This is a genomic window from Actinomadura sp. 3N407 (assembly GCF_052245875.1).
In the GTDB taxonomy this organism is placed as follows: Bacteria; Actinomycetota; Actinomycetes; order Streptosporangiales; family Streptosporangiaceae; genus Spirillospora.
In genome coordinates, this window is record NZ_JBQQBP010000003.1 from 160,640 (window position 1) to 177,964 (window position 17,325).

Genomic DNA, 17,325 nt, shown 5'->3' on the forward strand with positions numbered 1-17,325 from the left:
TGTTTTGCCTTATCAGGACCTCATCCGGGGTTGTTTTTACTCTCCGTGTCCCCGTCCGCCTCCGGCTCCCCGGCCTCCTCATCGCGGACGGCCCGCGCCCGCGCGGTGTCGGCGGTCGGCCACAGCCGGTCGATCTCGGCGTTCAGCGCGGCGCCGATCAGCACCGCGAGCGCCGCCACGTACAGCCAGGCGAGGACCGCGATCGCGGCGGACAGCGACCCGTACACCGACACCCCGCTGAGCGACCCGGCAAGGAAGAGCCGCAGGCCGAAACTGCCGATGATCCAGATGAGCAGCGCCAGCACGGCGCCGGGCAGATCACGCCGCCAGGGCGTCCGCACCGGGACGCTCAGGTGGTACAGCGTCGCGAGGAAGACGATCGACAGGCTCACCACGACCGGCCAGTACAGCGCCTGGACGAACTCGGCGCTCTCCGGCAGCACCTGCCGCACCAGCGCGGGCCCCGCCACCAGCAGCGGGATGACGACCAGCATGACGAGCAGGCCGATCAGGTAGAGGAAGAACGCGCGCAGCCGGGTGCGGATCACGCCGCGGATGCCGGACAGCCCGTAGGCGATGCTGATCGTGTCGATGTAGACGTTCGTCGCCCGCGATCCCGCCCACAGCGAGATCAGGAAGCTGACCGACACGATGTCGGGGCTGCCGCCCCGGATCACGTCGTTGAGCAGCGGGACGACGACCGTGTCGACCGCCGGTCCCGTCAGCACGGTGCGGGCCTGCTCGATCACCCAGGTGCGGACCTCGGTGACGGTGCCGGGGCCGAACAGCCCGCGCAGGTGGCCCATCGTGCCGATCAGCCCGATGACGAGCGGCGGCAGCGACAGCAGCGCGAAGAACGCGGCCTCGGCGGCCAGGCCCGTCACCCGGTAGCGGAACGCGCCGGCGGCGGTGCCCTTGGTCAGCGCCCAGGCGACTCCCGGCGCCGCGCCCACGCCCGCGCGGACGCGGGCGCGCAGCGGGGCCCGGTCGCGCGGGCCGGGGTCGTCCGGCCCGTCGCCGGGCTCGGGGCCGGGCGGCTCGGGGCCGGGCGCGGCATCGGGGCCGGGCGCGGCATCGGGGCCGGGCGCGGCATCGGGGCCGCTCGGGCTCCCGTCCGGATCGGAGTCCCCGGCCGAGGGGACGCCCTCGGCGTCGGAGACGGTGGTCACACCGCCCCACCGTAAAGCGTGACGGGTCCGGAACATGCCGCATCGCCCATTTCAGTGGTCCGCTTTGCGCGTCGCGTCCCGATCGCCTCCCCCGCCCGATCGTCGCACCGGCGTGTGGCGCGTCCCCCACACATCCCTTGGCTCATACCCGCTTCGACGACTCGGAACGTCATCCGGATCATGATCGTTTCCACCGTCCGCCGGTGAACCGGGCACCGGCGTTCATCGGTGACAATGGAAGACGTGATATGCCAGTCATGCCGGGAGCGCCGCCACGAGAAGTGCCGCGGTGGATCCTGGTGCGACTGCCAGCACCAGCCGGTCTCCCCACCGCCCGAGGACGGACGACGCGAGGCCGGAACGGATGCCGCCCCATCCGCGGAGCCTCCCGTGAACTGGAGGAGGCAGGGTTGACCTCTTCTCCCGGCCCGCCCGGCGGCGAGGCGACTCCTCACTCTCCGCACCCTAGTGCAGCGGACGGTGACCCGTGCGGCCGGCCGGGCTCGGGAATGACGCATCTCACCCGTCCGCATGCCGGACGGAACTGGACAGCCCACGAGACCACGTGTCAGAGTTCAGGTATGACTGCTGCGGATCCGTTGCTGGCCAAGCGCCGGCACGTGGACTTCCTGCGCGTCCGCAGCGCGATCTGTCGGTGACGCCCCGACCACGCCCCTGCTCAGCGGGCCGCGTGGCGCATCGGCGTCATCTTTGACCTCACCCTGCTCAGTGTCGAGCCGGCTGCCTCAGACTGCCGGTGCGCTACGCGTCCCTCACGACCACAGATGAGGACGCGCGCCGTGCCACCCGCGATCAAGCGCAAGAAGGCCGAGGGCCAATGGGCCCTGGGCTACCGCGAACCGCTCAACAAGAACGAAGAGAACAAGAAGAACGACGACGGCCTGAACGTCCGTCGCCGCATCATCGACATCTACTCCAAGCGCGGCTTCGACTCGATCGACCCGGCCGACCTGCGCGGCCGGTTCCGCTGGATGGGCCTGTACACCCAGCGCAAGCCCGGCATCGACGGCGGCAAGACCGGCGCGCTGGAGGACGAGGAGCTCGAGGACCGCTACTTCATGATGCGGGTGCGGATCGACGGCGGGCAGCTGAGCGGCCCGCAGCTCCGCACCATCGCCGACATCTCCACCCGGTACGCCCGCGGCACCGCCGACATCACCGACCGGCAGAACGTCCAGCTGCACTGGGTGCGGATCGAGGACGTCCCGGCGATCTGGGAGGCTCTCGAAGCGGTCGGGCTGCACACGATGGAGGCGTGCGGGGACGTCCCGCGCACCATCCTCGGCTGCCCGCTGGCCGGGATCGCGGCCGACGAGGTCATCGACGCGACCCGCGACCTGCGCGAGATCCACGACCGCTACATCGGCTCCCCCGAGTTCTCCAACCTGCCGCGCAAGTACAAGACCGCGCTGTCGGGCTGCACCTCGCACTGCACCGTCCACGAGATCAACGACATCGCGTTCGTGGGCGTGGTGAACGAGCTGGGCGAGACCGGCTACCAGCTGTTCGTCGGCGGCGGGCTGTCCACCAACCCGATGTTCGCGCAGAGCCTCGGCGTGTTCGTCAAGCCGGAGCAGACGAGCGAGGTCTGGCACGGCGTCACCTCGATCTTCCGCGACTACGGCTACCGGCGGCTGCGCAGCCGCGCCCGGCTGAAGTTCCTGATGAAGGACTGGGGCGCGGCGAAGTTCCGCGAGGTGCTGGAGAAGGAGTACCTCGGGTACGCGCTGCCGGACGGCCCCGAGCCCGCCGCGCCGCGCTCCCGCCGCGACCACGTCGGGATCCACCCGCAGAAGGGCGGCGGCTTCTACGTCGGGTTCGCCCCGCGCGTGGGCCGCGTGGACGGTGAGCTGCTCGGCGTCATCGGCGAGCTGGCCGACCGGTACGGCTCCGGCCGGGTGCGCACGACCATCGAGCAGAAGATGGTGATCCTCGACGTCCCGGAGGAGAACACCGAGGCGCTCGCCGACGAGCTGGCCGAGCACGACCTGCAGGTCCGTCCGTCCACGTTCCGGCGCCAGACGATGGCGTGCACCGGCATCGAGTACTGCAAGCTCGCGATCGTCGACACCAAGCAGCGCTCCATGGACCTGATCGACGAGCTGGAGGAGCGGCTCCCGGACTTCGACCAGCCGCTCACCATCAACGTCAACGGCTGCCCGAACGCCTGCGCCCGCATCCAGGTCGGCGACATCGGCCTGAAGGGCCAGCTCGTCGTGGACGAGAACGGCGACCAGGTCGAGGGGTTCCAGATCCACCTGGGCGGGCAGCTCGGCGCCTCGTTCGGCAAGAAGGTCCGCGGGCTGAAGACCACCTCTGCGGGGCTGACCGACTACATCGAGCGGGTCGTCCGCAATTACGATAAGCAGCGCGACGAGGGCGAGACCTTCGCCGAATGGGTGCGTCGCGCGGACGAAGCGGACCTCAAGTGATGAGCGGAGCGAACCCGGGCGCCGGTCCCCCGCACGCGGGCGGAGGCGAGCGGATGGCGCCCTTCTACTGCCCTTACTGTGGCGAAGAGCATCTCGAACCGCGCGAAGAGCACGGTTCGTGGTTCTGCCCCGACTGTGTCCGTTCCTTCACGTTGAAATTCCTCGGTGTCGGCGCTCCCCACACCGCGAGCAAGGAGATCCCTCGGTGACTCTTCTGGAGACCGACAGACCTAACCTTGACCTCGAAGACATCGTCGAATCGGCCGCCGTCGCGCTGGACGGCGCGCCCACGCTGGAGGTCATCCGCTGGGCCGTCGCCACGTTCGGCGACCGCATCTGCCTCACCTCGTCCATGTCGGACGCGTCGCTGATCCATCTGGTGTCGAAGGTCAAGCCCGGCATCGACGTGCTGTTCGTCGACACCGGCTACCACTTCGCCGAGACGATCGGCACCCGGGACGCGGTCGAGGCCGTCTACCCGGTGAACGTCATCAACGTCACCCCGTCCCGCACGGTCGAGGAGCAGGAGGCCTCGCTCGGCCCCCGGCTGTTCGGCCGCAACCCGGACCTGTGCTGCCACCTGCGCAAGGTGGAGCCGCTCGGCCGCGCGCTGGAGGGCTACATGGCCTGGTTCAGCGGCATCCGCCGGGACGAGACCGCCAGCCGCCGCGACCGCCGCGTCGTCGAGTGGGACCGCAAGCGCGGCATGGTCAAGGTGAACCCGATCCTGGACTGGTCCCAGGAGGACATGGACAACTACATGGAGGACAACGGGGTGCTCGTCAACCCCCTGCACTATGACGGCTATCCATCGATCGGCTGCGCGCCGTGCACCCGTCCGGTCGCGCCCGGCGAGGACCCGCGCAGCGGCCGCTGGGCCGGATCGGGCAAGACCGAATGCGGTATCCACCTGTGAGCAGGCCGATGGTGGCGGTGGCGCACGGGAGCCGTGACCCGCGTGCCGCCGCGACCGTCGCCGAGCTGCTCGACGCCGTGCGGGACCGCCGCCCCGACGTCCCCGTCCACGCGTCGTTCCTGGATCACGCGGCGCCGGCGCCCGACCGCGTCCTGGACGGTCTCGCCCGGGACGGCGCGGCCGGCGCGGTCGTGCTGCCGCTGCTGCTCACCGCCGCGTACCACAGCCGGACCGACATCCCCGGCGTCCTGAACCGGGTGCGCGGCCTGCACCCCCGGATGCGCCTGCGCACCGCCGGGACGCTCGGCCCGCACCCGCTGCTGGCGGACGCCCTGGAACGCCGCCTGTCCGACGCCGGCGTGGCGCCCGGCGACCCCGACACGGCGGTCGTGCTGGTGTCGGCGGGGTCCAGCCACGCCTCCGCCAACGCCACCATCGCGCGGCTCGCGCGCGAGTGGCGGCCGCGCGGCTGGCGGGACGTGGTCCCGGCCTACGCGTCGGCGGCCCGGCCGGGGCCGGCCGAGGCGGTGACGGCTCTGCTGGACGCGGGTGCCCCGCGCGTGGCGGTCGCGTCGTACTTCCTGGCCCCGGGGCACTTCGCCGACAAGGTCCGGACGGCGGCGCTGGCCGCCGGCGCCGCCGCGGTCTCCCCCGCCCTCGGCGCGGCCCCGGAGGTCGCCGACCTGATCGTCCACCGCTACGACGAGGCCCTGGAGACGGCCCGTACGGCCGCGGCCGTCTGATCGCGGCGTTCGGCGCCCGGCTGGGCGGGTATGGGGGCCGCCATGAAGCGTGAGGATCTCGGACACGAGCCAGAAGAGACGCACGACCGCGACTTCGCTCCGGTCAACGAGGACTCCGACGCTCGCGGCCGGACCGTCCGCCAGCCCCCACCCGCCACCAATCAAACGACGAGCTCCGCTCGGCCTACCGTCCTCCCGCCCTCACCCGCCCCGATCGGCGCGGCACCAGCGGCACGGGCACGCCCGGCGTGCAGAGCGAGCACCCGGACACGCTTCCGCCCGACGAAGAGGGCGTCGAGGAGGCCGAACGCCACGACGACTCCCGCCGCCGGTAGCTACTTCTTGTCGCGCCACCACGAGGCGATGGCGCGGCGGAGCGGGGCGTGGTGCTCATCGTCGACGATCTTGACGTCGCCCATGACGGCGTGGGCGGTGACGTGGACGACCGGGACGGGGGCGCCGGGCTGGGGTTCGCGGACGGCGATCTTGCGGTCGCCGAGGAAGGCGTGACCGGACAGCTCGACGCTGACGCCGTCCGGGACGATGATCTTGACGTCGCCCATCACGGCGGTGGCGGAGATGTGGATCTCGCCGGTGGGGACCTGGGCGCCGCGCAGGTCGAGCACGACGTCGCCCATCACCGAGACGGCCTCCAGCGGCCCGTCGATGCGGCCGACGATGCTCTCCTTGCAGTCCCCCATGATGGCGCTGAACTTGCGCTTGACCTGGCGGGGCGCGGGGTTGGCGCCGGGGGCGCCCATGCCGGGCAGGTCGTCGGTGATGTGCTCCAGGTCGCCGCGGGTGACGGCCGCGTAGGCGGCCTCGCTGCGCTCGGTCAGTTCCTCGAAGGTGAGCCGTCCTTCGACGGAGGCGATCCGCAACCGCTCGACGACCGCCTCCCGCTCGGCGTCGGACGCCCGTATCGCGTCGGGGCCCGGGTCGAGGGCGTCGGTGGCGGGCCGGTCGGGGTGCGGGCCCTGCCGCCGGTCCCGCGGGCGGCATGAGGGGGGCCGCTCCGGCTGCGGACTGGACTGACTCATGATTTCGAAGGTATGCCCCTGCGGCCGCGGGACAATCCGCCGCGCGGACGAGATCGCCCCACCACTTGAGGAGGATGGACGTCCGGGCACGCTGACGGCAGGATCAATGGTTGCCCGAACGGGGTTCTGTATCCTGCGTGGCAATGGTGTGAACGTTGTGGGAGCAGCACGTGGGAGCGGCACGGTGACGCACGAGGTGTTCAATCAGGTTCCCCCGCTCGCCGGGCACGATGTCGCCGACGAGGCGGTCCTGCTGGACGGGCTGGAACGCGAGGGCGCCGGGTGGGCCGAGGCCGAGGTGCGCGAACTCGGCCGGCTGGCGGGCACGGAGCGGGCGCAGGAGCTGGGGCGCCTCGCGAACGAGAACCCGCCGGTTCTGCGCACCCACGACCGGTACGGGCACCGGATCGACGAGGTCGAGTTCCACCCGGCGTGGCACGAGCTGATGACCGTCGCGGTGACGCACGGGCTGCACGGTTCCGCCTGGACCGACCAGCGTGCGGGCGCCCATGTCGCGCGGGCCGCCAAGTTCTACGCGTGGCGGGTGGACGCGGGCCACGGCTGCCCGATCTCGATGACGTACGCCGCCGTGCCCGCGCTGCGGCAGTCCCCCGAGCTGGCGGCCCGGTACGAGCCGCTGCTCGCCGAGCGGGAGTACGACTTCGGCCTGCGCGCCCCGCTCACGAAGAACGCGCTGCTCGCGGGCATGTCGATGACCGAGAAGCAGGGCGGGTCGGACGTGCGGGCCAACACCACCCAGGCGGCCCCGCAGCCGGACGGGACGTACCGGCTCACCGGCCACAAGTGGTTCACCAGCGCCCCGATGTGCGACGTGTTCCTGACGCTGGCCCAGGCCCCCGGCGGCCTCACCTGCTTCCTCGTCCCGCGCGTCCTGCCGGACGGCGAGCTGAACCCGATGCGGCTGATGCGGCTGAAGGACAAGCTCGGCAACAGGTCCAACGCGTCCTCGGAGGTGGAGTACGACAACGCGGTCGCCCGGCGGGTCGGGGACGAGGGCCGAGGGGTCCGCACCATCATCGAGATGGTCAACATGACCCGGCTGGACTGCGTGATCGGCGCGGCGTCGGGGATGCGGCAGGGCGTGACGACCGCCGTCCACCACGCGGCGCACCGCAAGGCGTTCGGCGCGTACCTCGTCGACCGGCCCCTGATGCGCAACGTCCTGGCGGACCTGGCGATCGAGTCGGAGGCCGCCACGATCACGATGATGCGGCTGGCGGGCGCGACGGACCGCTCGGTGCGCGGGGACGAGACGGAGTCGGCGTTCAAGCGGCTCGGGCTCGCGGTCAGCAAGTACTGGATCACCAAGCGGTGGCCCGCGCACGCCGCCGAGGCCCTCGAATGCCTGGGCGGCAACGGCTACGTGGAGGAGTCGGGCATGCCCCGCCTGTTCCGGGAGTCGCCGCTGAACTCGATCTGGGAGGGATCCGGCAACATCGCGGCGCTGGACGTCCTGCGGGCGATGGCGAAGGAGCCGCAGACGGTCGAGGCGGTGTTCACCGAGATCGATCGGGCGGCCGGCGCCGACGCCCGGCTGGACGCGGCCGTCCGGGAGGTCAAGACGTCCCTCGGGGACCTCGCGACGATCGAGGTCCGCGCCCGGCGCGTCGTCGAGCGGCTGGCGCTGACGCTGCAGGGTTCGCTGCTGGTCCGCTACGGTCACCCGGCGGTCGCGGACGCCTTCTGCGCGACGCGGCTGGCCGGTGACTGGGGCAGCGCCTTCGGCACCCTGCCCGCCGGCGTGGACCTCGCCCCGATCATCGACCGGGCGACACCGAAGCCCGGCGCCGCGGCAGCCGGTCGAGGGTGACGGCGGCCAGGATCAGCAGCCCCTCGATCACCTGTTTGTAGGTGGGGTCCCAGCCCAGCAGGTTGAACCCGTTGGAGATGAGGGTCAGGATCGCGACGCCGACGAGGCAGCGCCACAGGGCGCCCTCGCCGCCGAGGATGCTCGTCCCGCCGATGACGACCGCGGCGATCGCGGTCAGCTCCAGGAGGGTGCCGAGGCCGGCCTGCGCGGACCCGGCGCGGGTCGTCATGACGAGGCCGGCCGTCCCGGCGCACGCCCCGCTGACCGCGAACACGGCGACGCGGACCGGCGCGATCCTGACACCGGACAGGCGGGCGGCTTCGGGGTTGCCGCCGACGGCGTAGACGGCGCGGCCGAGCGTCGTCCCGGCGAGCAGCAGCCAGCAGGCGGCGGCGACGCCCGCCAGGATCAGCGTGGGCGCGGTGACGCCGCCGAGCACGGTCGGCAGGCTCAGCGTCTGGAACGCGTCCAGCTGGTGCGCGTGGGGGTAGACGATGGCGCCGCCGGTGATGACGACGGCGAGCCCCCGGTACACGATGCTGAGCGCCAGCGTCGCGATGAAGGAGTGCACGCGCGACAACGCGACGACGAGGCCGGTCGCGGTGCCCATCAGCGTGCCGGTCGCGATGCCGGCGGCGTAGCCGGCGGGCACCCCGGCGGAGCGGGTGACCAGGACGGCCACGACGGCGCTGACGGCCAGGACGGCGCTGACCGACAGGTCGAACACGCCGCAGACGATGCACAGCGTCATGCCGCACGCCAGCAGCCCGACGACGACGGCCTGGTCGAGGACGTTGACGAGGTTGCCCGTGGTGAGGAACGTCCCGGTCGACACCGACAGCGCCGCGGCGAGCCCGGCGAGGGCCACGACGATGCCGTGGTCGCGGACCGCGGCGTACCTCACCGCAGGCCCGCCGACGCGAGGACGTCCTCGGCGGCCGCGCCGCGGGGGAACTCCGCGGCGACCCGGCCGTCCCGCATCACCAGGACACGGTGGGCGAGGCCGAGCACCTCCGCCGCCTCGGACGACGCCAGGAGCACGGCGACGCCCCGGGCGGCCAGGCCGATGATCAGCCGGTGGATCTCGATCTTGGCGGCGACGTCGACCCCGCGCGTCGGCTCGTCCACCAGCAGCACCCGGGGTGAGCGGACGAGCCACTTGCCGAACACAGACCGCTGCTGGTTGCCGCCGGACAGCGTCCAGGCGGGGCGGTCGAGGCCCGCGCCGCGGATGCCGAGCGTGTCCGCGGCGGCGCGCACGGCGCGGCGTTCCGCGCGGCGCCGCACGAAACCGAGGCGGCTGCGGTCCGGCAGGCTCGCCAGAGCGAGGTTCTCGGCGGTGGAACGGACAAGGACGAGTCCCTGATCGGCCCGTGACTCCGGTACCAGGCCCGCCCCCAGGGCCATCGCGCGGGACGGCGCCCCGCCGGTGACCGGGCGGCCCGCGATCGTCACCTCGCCGCCGTCCGGGCGGTCGGCGCCGAAGACCAGCCGCAGCGTCTCGGTCCGGCCGCTGCCGGCCAGCCCGGCCAGCCCGACGATCTCCCCCGCCCGCACATCGAGGCCGACGCCGCGCACCGCGGCGCCCCGCGACAACCCCCGCACGGCGAGCACCACGGGCGCGTCGTCCGGGACGGGCTCGGGTTCGGGGTACAGCATCTCGACGGGACGGCCCACCATGGCGCGCAGCAGCTCCTGCGGCGTCAGCTCGGCGGCGGGCGCGGTGGCGACGTGCCGCCCGTCGCGCAGGACGGTGACGGTGTCGCAGGCGGCCAGCACCTCCTCCAGCCGGTGCGAGATGAGGACGATCGCGATGCCGTCGCGTTCGGCCAGGTCCCGGGTCAGGCGGAGCAGGCGGCCGGCGGCGGGGGCGGGAAGCAGCGCGGTCGGCTCGTCCAGGGCGATCAGCCGTGCGCCGCGCGCGAGTGCGCGCAGGATCTCGATCTGCTGGCGGTGGACGAACGGGAGGTCGCCCGCGCGCGCCGCCGGGTCGAGCGTGAACCCCGCCCGGCCGGCGAGGTCGGCGAAGCGCCGCCGGTCCCCCGCCGGGTCGCGCAGGCCGCGCGGGCGGTGCGGGCGGTGCGGGCCGCCCGTGCGGGACCTCCCGGTGCGGGCGCCGAGGAACACGTTGTCGGCCACGCTGAGGCCGGGCACGATCGCGCCCTCCTGGGTGACGAGCGCGATGCCGTGCCGCAGCGCGTCGCGCGGTGAGCGGATCGCGACCGGCTCGCCGTCCACGACGACGCGCCCGGAGTCGGCCGGGACGGCGCCGCACAGCACGCGGGCCAGGGTGCTCTTCCCCGCGCCGTTCTCCCCGACGAGGCCGTGCACACGCCCGCCGCGCAGGGTGAGGGACACCTCGTGCAGGACGGTGATCCCGCCGTAGCTCTTGCGGAGGCCCTCGACCGCGACGTCCACGCGGCTACTCGTCGTACTCGCCGGTGATTCCGGACGAGGCGATCAGGTCCTTGGTGAGCACGCCGTCGTTCGGGGCGAGGGAGGATATCTCGGTCGACGCGGCGACGTCCTCGCCGCGCGCCTTGGCCAGCCCCAGTTCGGCCGCCTTCGCTCCGGCGGTGCGGACCGGCAGGTAGGGGATGCCGTGCCAGCGGCCTTCGCGGACGGCGGTCACCGCCTGCCGCGACGCCCCGTTCCCGACGTAGAGGATGTCCTTGCCCTTCGCCACGTTCTCCGCGCCGAACAGGGCCTGCGACGATCCGATGACGACGTCCACGTCCGGGTGGGCCTGCAGGAGGTCCTGCATCGCCTTGCGGCCCGAGTCGCGGGTGTAGCCGCCTTCGATCTGCGCCACGACCTTCACGTCGGGCGCCTTCTCCAGGGCCGCTACGACGGCCTTCGTGCGCGCGTTGTCCAGCGGCAGGGTCTTCAGGCCCTCCAGGTAGGCGACCTGGCAGGGCTCGGCCTTGACGGCCTCGCAGGCGCCGGCGCCGAGGCGGCCGAGGCGCTCGCCGTTGCGGGTCGGGACGTCCACCAGCGAGATCGTGCCCGGCACCTGCGGCTCGGCGGTGTCGTAGCGCGTCCCGACGGGGGTGAACTGGACCACCACCGCGATCCCGTTCCGGACGGCCTCGCGCACGGCGGGGACGACGGCGGCGCCGTCGTTGGCCTGCAGGACGAACACGCCGAACCGCTTGGAGGTGATCGCGTCCTGAATCTGGCGGACCTGCGTCGGGGCGTCGAAATTGGAGTCGAAGAACTCCGCCTTCCCGCCCTCCTTGGCCGCCTGTTCCTTCACGCCTTCGAACGTGGCCTGCGAAAACGAGTTGGCCTTGGCGAACCCGAAGAACGCGATGCTCTTGGCGTCACCGCCACCGCCGCCGGACGAGCCGCCCTCGTCCGGGTCCGCGCACGACGTCAGGAGGACGAGCGCCGCCGCGGCGGCCATCCAGCGCCTTCTCACGATTCGCCTTCTCATGGCTTCCGCCCTACTCCCACATAGAACCATTCACCGCCGGGTCGCTCCCGGTCCTCGTCGTCGTCCGGGCGCCATTCGTTGACCACCGTGACCCCGGGGTCCAGCAGTTCGAATCCCTCGAAGAACCGGGAGATCGCCGCGTGGTCGCGGTGGATCAGCGGGGCATTGGCCTCGTCGTAGACCTCCCTGGCCGCCGCGCCGACCTCCGGGTGGGCGTCGTCGGTCAGATGCGTGACGATCAGGTGGCTGCCCGGCGCCATCCGTTCGGCGAAGGTCCGCACCACGCCCCAGGGGTCCTCTTCGGCGGTGAGGCAGTGCAGGATGGCGACGAACAGCACCGCGACCGGCTCGGAGAAGTCGATCAGCCGCAGGACCCCGGGGTCCTCCAGGATCTCGCGGGGGCGGCGGACGTCCCGCTGCACGACGTTCGTGGTGTCGTCGATGGCGCGGAGCGCGCGGGCGTGGGCGAGCACGACCGGGTCGTAGTCGACGTAGACGACGCGCGCGGTGGGCAGGACCCGCTTGGCGACCTCGTGCACGTTCTCCTGCGTCGGCAGGCCCGTGCCGAGGTCGAGGAACTGGGTGATGCCGTTCTGGGCGGCGAGCCGGACGGCGCGCCCGAGGAACCGCCGGTTGGCGATGCAGATGTCCCGGCTCGGGCCCAGCGCCATGATCTTCCGGGCGGCCTCGCGGTCGGCGGGGTAGTTGTCCTTTCCTCCCAGGTAGTAGTCGTACATCCGGGCGGCGTTGGGTGTATCCACGTCGGGTTCGTACGGCGTGAATTCCTCTCCTGTCACCGATGCCCCTTCGCATGGCGGACGGCGCGATGCCACAGCGTATTACCCCGCAAGATCACGGAAGGCAATTCTCGTGGGAAAGCACTCAATAGAGGGATTTACCGCCAGACCCCTTTGTGGGTTTCGGTCAGGGCTTGCGGCCCACGGCGCCGTAGGCGTCGATCCGGGCCGCGTCGCCGTCGGGCCGCCATTCGGTGATCGGCACCATCCCCGGCTCGACCAGTTCGAGGCCCTCGAAACACCTGCCGAGCTGCTCCGGGCTGCGCAGGACGTAGGGGGCGCCCCCGCTCTCGACGAGCTTCTCCGCGCCCTCGACGACCGCCGCGCCCGTGTCGGTGCCGTCCCACAGCACCAGGTGGCTGCCGGACGCCGTCGCGTCCATCACCCGTTCGACGATCGCGCGGACCACGGCCAGGTCCGGCTCGTAGCCGAGCACGCCCATGAACATCACCGCCACCGGCTCACCGAGATCCACCACCTTCGCGGCCTCGTCGAGGATCCGGCCCGGGTCGTGGTAGTCGGCGTGCACGTACGTGGTCACGCCCTCCTCGGTGGCGCTGCCGAGCAGCGCGCGGGCGTGCACCAGCACCAGCGGATCGTTGTCGACGTAGACGATCCGGGACTCCGGCGCGACGCCCTGCGCGACCTCATGCGTGTTCTGCATCGTGGGAAGCCCGGTCCCGATGTCGATGAACTGGCGGATGCCGCACTCGGCCGCCAGGAAGCTCACCGCCCGGATGAGGAAGCGCCGTGACTGCCGCGCCATCGTGACGATCTGCGGATACACCTCCGCCACCGCGTCACCGGCGGCCCGGTCGGACACATAGTTGTCCTTGCCGCCCATCCAGTAGTTCCAGATCCGCGCCGCGTGCGGAACCTCGGCGTTCACGGCGGCGGGCTCGACTGCGTCGCGGTCGAACATGGGAAGTCCTTCCTCGGGGGGAACCAGCGACTCTCCGGGTCAGTTCAACGTACTTGCCCGCCCCCCGTCCCGGGGAGCCGATCGGCGGCCGGACCACCGTTCCGGAACCGGAACGAGACGCGGTCCGGGCGCTGGCCCGGCGCGTCGCGGAGCGGACGTTCCCCGGGGCGCGGGACGTCCGCGTCCACACCGAACAGGGCCGTGGCATGCCGGCGCCGGCGCCGCCGTCGCGGTCCCGGCGGGACGCCAGGGCGACAACCTCGGCGTCGCGGGCCTGCTCGGCGGGACGGCACTGGACGTCGCGACCGCCGCGCCCCTCGCCGCCGTGCCGCTGGGGCTGCCCGCCGTGATGCTCCTGGCGACGATGCTCGCCCGCCCGCGCTCCGGACCGGACGCCCCCGGCGGCCACGGGAGCGGGCCCCGGGACACCGGCGTGTTCTGGTGACGGTCCCGGTGCGATACACAGGGTCGATTGATCGTAAACTGAAGGTCATGTCCGGCGATCGCCCATCATGCACCTGCGTGATCTGTCGTGACTACGGTGACCGCGACCGGCTCGACAACTTCCAGCTCCGCACCATCGTGCACATCACGCAGTACGGCTGGAGCGTCGTCCTCGTCCACCCCGACGACGCCGGACCCGGCTGGGCGTACACGGTCGGCCTGTGGCACAGCCACCGCGCACCGGAACTGGCGATGTTCGGCGGCGACGTCTACGAGACGGAGGAGATCCTCAACACGCTCGGCCGGCACACCGCCGAGGGGCGCGCCCCCGCGGACGGCGAGCGCCGCGACGGCCTCGTCCGGGGGCAGGCCGCCGCATTCCGGGAGATCGACCCGCGCTGGTACGACGCGCTGTTCGGTGGCGCCGTCACGTTCTACCGGCGCCCCCCGCTGCCGATGCTCCAGGTCGTCTGGCCCGACCGGGACGGCCTGTTCCCCTGGCAGCCCGGCACCGACCTGCCGTTCCGCCACTCCCAGCCGTGGCTGTGGCTCGACCCGAAGCAGCACTCCGCCGGCGTCTGGACACGCCGGCTCTGACCGGGCCCCGGCGCGCGGCGAGGCATACGATCGGCGGGATGTACGGGCCGCTCGCCGAGACCATCCGGACCCAGCGCCTCGTCCTGGAACCGCTGGCCGCCCATCACGCCGACGAGATGGCCCCCGTCCTGGACGACCGGCGCCTGCACCGCTACATCGGCGGCGAGCCCCTCACCCTGGAGGAACTCCGCGCCCGCTACGCGCACCTGGTCGCCGGGCCGGCGCCGTTCCACCAAGAGTACTGGCTGAACTGGATCGTCCGCCGCGGCCGCGACCGGCAGGCCGTCGGTTACGTGCGGGCGACCGTCACCCCGGCGGCGCGGGCCTTCACCGTGACGCCCCCCTCGACCGGCTCGACCGTCAGGCCGGGCCCGCCGCGCCGCATCGCCTCCGTCGCCTGGGTCATCGCGATGCCCTACCAGGGGTTCGGGTTCGCCACCGAGGCCGCCCGCGCCCTGCTGAACTGGCTCCTCGCCCACGGCGTCCACGACATCGTCGCCACCGTCCACCCGGACAACCGCCCGTCCGCGGCCGTCGCCGCCAAGCTCGGCCTGTGCCGCACCGGCGAGACCACGGGCGACGGCGAGGACGTCTGGCGCCTCCCGCACGGAGTGTCCCCGCCGTGACACCCTGGTAACGAGCGTGGCGCACGGAGCGGGGGCTGGCAGGAGGACGCCGAGCGGAGCTCGTCCATTGGATGGTGGTGGGTGGGGGCTGGCAGGAGGACGCCGAGCGGAGCTCGTCCATTGGATGGTGGTGGGTGGGGGCTGGCAGGAGGACGCCGAGCGGAGCTCGTCCATTGGATGGTGGTGGGTGGGGGCTGGCGGACGGTGGGTAGGCCACAATCGACGGGCCAGGACGGACCGGCCGAGGAGTTGGAGACATGCGGGAGGTTTGGCCCGGGGACCCCTATCCGCTGGGCGCCACCTGGGACGGCACGGGCACGAACTTCGCGCTGTTCTCGGAGGTGGCACGGCGGGTCGAACTGTGCCTGTTCGACGCCGGCGGGCGCGAGACGCGGCGGGAACTGCCCGAGGTGGACGGGTTCGTCTGGCACGGGTACCTGCCCGGCGTCGGCCCCGGCCAGCGGTACGGCTACCGGGTGCACGGGCCGTTCGACCCGCGCCAGGGGCACCGCTGCAACCCGTCCAAGCTGCTGCTCGACCCGTACGGCAAGGCCGTCGAGGGCGAAGTCCGCTGGCACGAGTCGCTGTTCTCCTACCGGTTCGACGACCCCGACGCGCTCAACGAGGACGACAGCGCCCCGTACATGCCGAAGAACGTGGTGATCAACCCGTTCTTCGACTGGGCGGACGACCGGCCGCCGCGCGTCCCGTACCACGAGAGCGTCATCTACGAGGCGCACGTGAAGGGCCTGACGAAGCTGCACCCCGGCATCCCCGAGGAGCAGCGCGGCACGTACGCGGGCATCGCGCACCCGGTGATGATCGACCATCTGCTCGACCTCGGCGTGACCGCCGTGGAGCTCATGCCGGTGCACCAGTCGATCCCCGAGCACGCACTGGTGGCGCGGGGCCTCGACAATTACTGGGGCTACAACACGATCGGGTTCTTCGCGCCGCACAACTCCTACGGCTCGTCCGGGCAGTGCGGCGAGCAGGTGCTGGAGTTCAAGGCGATGGTCCGCGCCCTGCACGAGGCGGGCATCGAGGTCATCCTGGACGTCGTCTACAACCACACCGCCGAAGGCGACCACCTCGGGCCGACGCTGTCGTTCCGCGGCATCGACAACGCGTCCTACTACCGGCTCCGCGACGACGACAAGCGCTACCACCTCGACTACACCGGCTGCGGCAACTCCCTGAACGTCCGCAACCCGCACGCGCTGCAGCTCATCATGGACTCGCTGCGCTACTGGATCCTGGAGATGCACGTCGACGGGTTCCGCTTCGACCTCGCCTCCGCGCTGGCCCGCGAGCTCCACGACGTCGACCGGCTCGCCGCGTTCTTCGACCTCGTCCAGCAGGACCCGGTCGTCTCGCAGGTGAAGCTGATCGCCGAGCCGTGGGACGTCGGCGAGGGCGGCTACCAGGTCGGCAACTTCCCCCCGCTGTGGACGGAGTGGAACGGCAAGTACCGCGACACCGTCCGCGACTTCTGGCGCGGCTCCTACGCGACGATGCCGGAGTTCGCGTTCCGCCTGACCGGCTCGTCCGACCTGTACGAGCACAGCGCGCGCCGCCCGTTCGCGTCCATCAACTTCGTCACCTGCCACGACGGTTTCACCCTCACCGACCTGGTCTCCTACGACCACAAGCACAACGACGCCAACGGCGAGAACAACCGCGACGGCACCGACGACAACCGGTCGTGGAACTGCGGCGCCGAAGGCCCCACCCGCGACCCCTCCGTCCTGGCCCTGCGCGCCCGCCAGCGCCGCAACTTCCTGGCGACCCTCTTCCTGTCGCAGGGCGTGCCGATGCTCTCCCACGGCGACGAACTGGGCCGCACCCAGAAGGGCAACAACAACGCCTACTGCCAGGACAACGAGATCGCCTGGGTGCGCTGGGAGGACTCCGACGACATGGAGTTCGTCCGGACCCTGTCGCGGCTGCGGCACGACCACCCGGTGTTCCGCCGCCGCCGCTTCTTCACCGGGACCGGCACCGGCGCCGCCGCCGACATCGCGTGGCTGACCCCCGCCGGTGAGAGCATGACCGACCACGACTGGAACGTCGGCTTCGCCAAATCCCTCGGCGTCTTCCTCAACGGCGACGCCATCACCGAGCCCGACCCTCGGGGCCGCCGCGTCCGCGACGACTCGTTCCTCCTCCTCATCAACGCCGGCTCCGACCCCGTCGAGTTCGCCCTCCCCGGCGGCGAGTACGGCGAACGCTGGGAGTTCACCCTCGACACCGCCGAACCGGGCACGATCGGCGAACGCCCCCGCGTCAAGGCCCGCGACACGGTGACGGTCACCGACCGCGCCCTCATGGTTCTCAGGAGGCTCCCCTAG

Annotated in this window: 15 protein-coding genes; 8 read left to right on the plus strand and 7 right to left on the minus strand. The window is 72.1% G+C overall.

Going from position 1 to position 17,325, the window contains the following annotated elements; genetic code table 11:
- Window positions 1-20 precede the first annotated feature (20 nt).
- Entirely contained in the window at window positions 21-1,169 is a 1,149-nt protein-coding gene (locus ACTWPP_RS08500; protein WP_443103564.1) for a YihY/virulence factor BrkB family protein, read from the minus strand.
- 785 nt (window positions 1,170-1,954) lie between these two features.
- On the opposite strand from ACTWPP_RS08500, the gene ACTWPP_RS08505 reads away from it, so the two are divergent.
- From ACTWPP_RS08505 to ACTWPP_RS08515, 3 genes are all read left to right on the plus strand, one after another.
- Window positions 1,955-3,622, plus strand: coding sequence for a nitrite/sulfite reductase (locus ACTWPP_RS08505; RefSeq protein ID WP_443103565.1), 1,668 nt, complete (start codon window positions 1,955-1,957; stop codon window positions 3,620-3,622).
- Window positions 3,623-3,827: 205 nt separating this feature from the next.
- Window positions 3,828-4,538, plus strand: coding sequence for a phosphoadenylyl-sulfate reductase (locus ACTWPP_RS08510; protein WP_443103567.1), 711 nt, complete (start codon window positions 3,828-3,830; stop codon window positions 4,536-4,538).
- Entirely contained in the window at window positions 4,520-5,281 is a 762-nt protein-coding gene (locus ACTWPP_RS08515) for a sirohydrochlorin chelatase (RefSeq protein WP_443103568.1), read from the plus strand. Before ACTWPP_RS08510 ends, ACTWPP_RS08515 begins: the two co-directional genes overlap by 19 nt.
- Before the next feature lie 335 nt (window positions 5,282-5,616).
- Here the strand turns inward: ACTWPP_RS08515 and ACTWPP_RS08520 are convergent, their stop codons facing one another.
- Entirely contained in the window at window positions 5,617-6,321 is a 705-nt protein-coding gene (locus tag ACTWPP_RS08520; RefSeq protein ID WP_443103569.1) for a DUF1707 SHOCT-like domain-containing protein, read from the minus strand.
- A 184-nt stretch (window positions 6,322-6,505) separates the two neighbouring features.
- On the opposite strand from ACTWPP_RS08520, the gene ACTWPP_RS08525 reads away from it, so the two are divergent.
- On the plus strand, window positions 6,506-8,152 hold the full coding sequence (locus ACTWPP_RS08525) for an acyl-CoA dehydrogenase family protein (protein ID WP_443103571.1): 1,647 nt from the start codon (window positions 6,506-6,508) through the stop codon (window positions 8,150-8,152).
- Here the strand turns inward: ACTWPP_RS08525 and ACTWPP_RS08530 are convergent.
- The 5 genes from ACTWPP_RS08530 to ACTWPP_RS08550 all read right to left on the minus strand — a co-directional run bounded on the left by ACTWPP_RS08530 (window position 8,100) and on the right by ACTWPP_RS08550 (window position 13,307).
- Window positions 8,100-9,056, minus strand: coding sequence for an ABC transporter permease (locus tag ACTWPP_RS08530; protein ID WP_443103572.1), 957 nt, complete (start codon window positions 9,054-9,056; stop codon window positions 8,100-8,102). The genes ACTWPP_RS08525 and ACTWPP_RS08530 overlap by 53 nt on opposite strands.
- On the minus strand, window positions 9,053-10,570 hold the full coding sequence (locus ACTWPP_RS08535) for a sugar ABC transporter ATP-binding protein (protein WP_443103573.1): 1,518 nt from the start codon (window positions 10,568-10,570) through the stop codon (window positions 9,053-9,055). The genes ACTWPP_RS08530 and ACTWPP_RS08535 overlap by 4 nt, the downstream gene beginning before the upstream one ends.
- 4 nt (window positions 10,571-10,574) lie before the next feature.
- Window positions 10,575-11,573: a sugar ABC transporter substrate-binding protein gene (locus tag ACTWPP_RS08540; protein WP_443103574.1), complete on the minus strand. Its 999-nt coding sequence runs from the start codon at window positions 11,571-11,573 to the stop codon at window positions 10,575-10,577.
- 11 nt (window positions 11,574-11,584) lie between these two features.
- Window positions 11,585-12,349, minus strand: coding sequence for an SAM-dependent methyltransferase (locus tag ACTWPP_RS08545; RefSeq protein ID WP_443103575.1), 765 nt, complete (start codon window positions 12,347-12,349; stop codon window positions 11,585-11,587).
- 163 nt (window positions 12,350-12,512) lie between these two features.
- A complete protein-coding gene (locus tag ACTWPP_RS08550) occupies window positions 12,513-13,307 on the minus strand; it encodes an SAM-dependent methyltransferase (protein ID WP_443103576.1) in 795 nt (264 codons plus the stop codon).
- Here ACTWPP_RS08550 and ACTWPP_RS08555 point away from each other — a divergent pair.
- From ACTWPP_RS08555 to glgX, 4 genes are all read left to right on the plus strand, one after another.
- Window positions 13,306-13,752 (plus strand): hypothetical protein, encoded by a 447-nt coding sequence (locus ACTWPP_RS08555; protein WP_443103577.1) that lies wholly within the window; start codon window positions 13,306-13,308, stop codon window positions 13,750-13,752. The two genes, ACTWPP_RS08550 and ACTWPP_RS08555, sit on opposite strands and share 2 nt — an antisense overlap.
- 77 nt (window positions 13,753-13,829) lie before the next feature.
- Window positions 13,830-14,348, plus strand: coding sequence for a DUF4262 domain-containing protein (locus ACTWPP_RS08560; RefSeq protein WP_443103578.1), 519 nt, complete (start codon window positions 13,830-13,832; stop codon window positions 14,346-14,348).
- Window positions 14,349-14,386: 38 nt separating this feature from the next.
- The gene (locus ACTWPP_RS08565; RefSeq protein ID WP_443103579.1) at window positions 14,387-14,974 is read left to right on the plus strand and encodes a GNAT family N-acetyltransferase; all 588 of its coding nucleotides are present in this window, start codon (window positions 14,387-14,389) and stop codon (window positions 14,972-14,974) included.
- A gap of 257 nt (window positions 14,975-15,231) precedes the next feature.
- Window positions 15,232-17,325, plus strand: a complete 2,094-nt coding sequence (gene glgX / locus ACTWPP_RS08570) for a glycogen debranching protein GlgX (RefSeq protein ID WP_443103580.1) — start codon at window positions 15,232-15,234, stop codon at window positions 17,323-17,325.

What these genes read in the sequence shown, in the direction of transcription:
- ACTWPP_RS08505 (WP_443103565.1), top strand. Translation starts at nt 1,955, where the DNA reads ATGAGGACGCGCGCCGTGCCACCCGCGATCAAGCGCAAGAAGGCCGAG.
- ACTWPP_RS08515 (WP_443103568.1), top strand. Translation starts at nt 4,520, where the DNA reads ATGCGGTATCCACCTGTGAGCAGGCCGATGGTGGCGGTGGCGCACGGG.
- ACTWPP_RS08520 (WP_443103569.1), bottom strand. Translation starts at nt 6,321, where the DNA reads ATGAGTCAGTCCAGTCCGCAGCCGGAGCGGCCCCCCTCATGCCGCCCG.
- ACTWPP_RS08555 (WP_443103577.1), top strand. Translation starts at nt 13,306, where the DNA reads ATGGGAAGTCCTTCCTCGGGGGGAACCAGCGACTCTCCGGGTCAGTTC.
- ACTWPP_RS08550 (WP_443103576.1), bottom strand. Translation starts at nt 13,307, where the DNA reads ATGTTCGACCGCGACGCAGTCGAGCCCGCCGCCGTGAACGCCGAGGTT.
- ACTWPP_RS08565 (WP_443103579.1), top strand. Translation starts at nt 14,387, where the DNA reads ATGTACGGGCCGCTCGCCGAGACCATCCGGACCCAGCGCCTCGTCCTG.
- glgX (WP_443103580.1), top strand. Translation starts at nt 15,232, where the DNA reads ATGCGGGAGGTTTGGCCCGGGGACCCCTATCCGCTGGGCGCCACCTGG.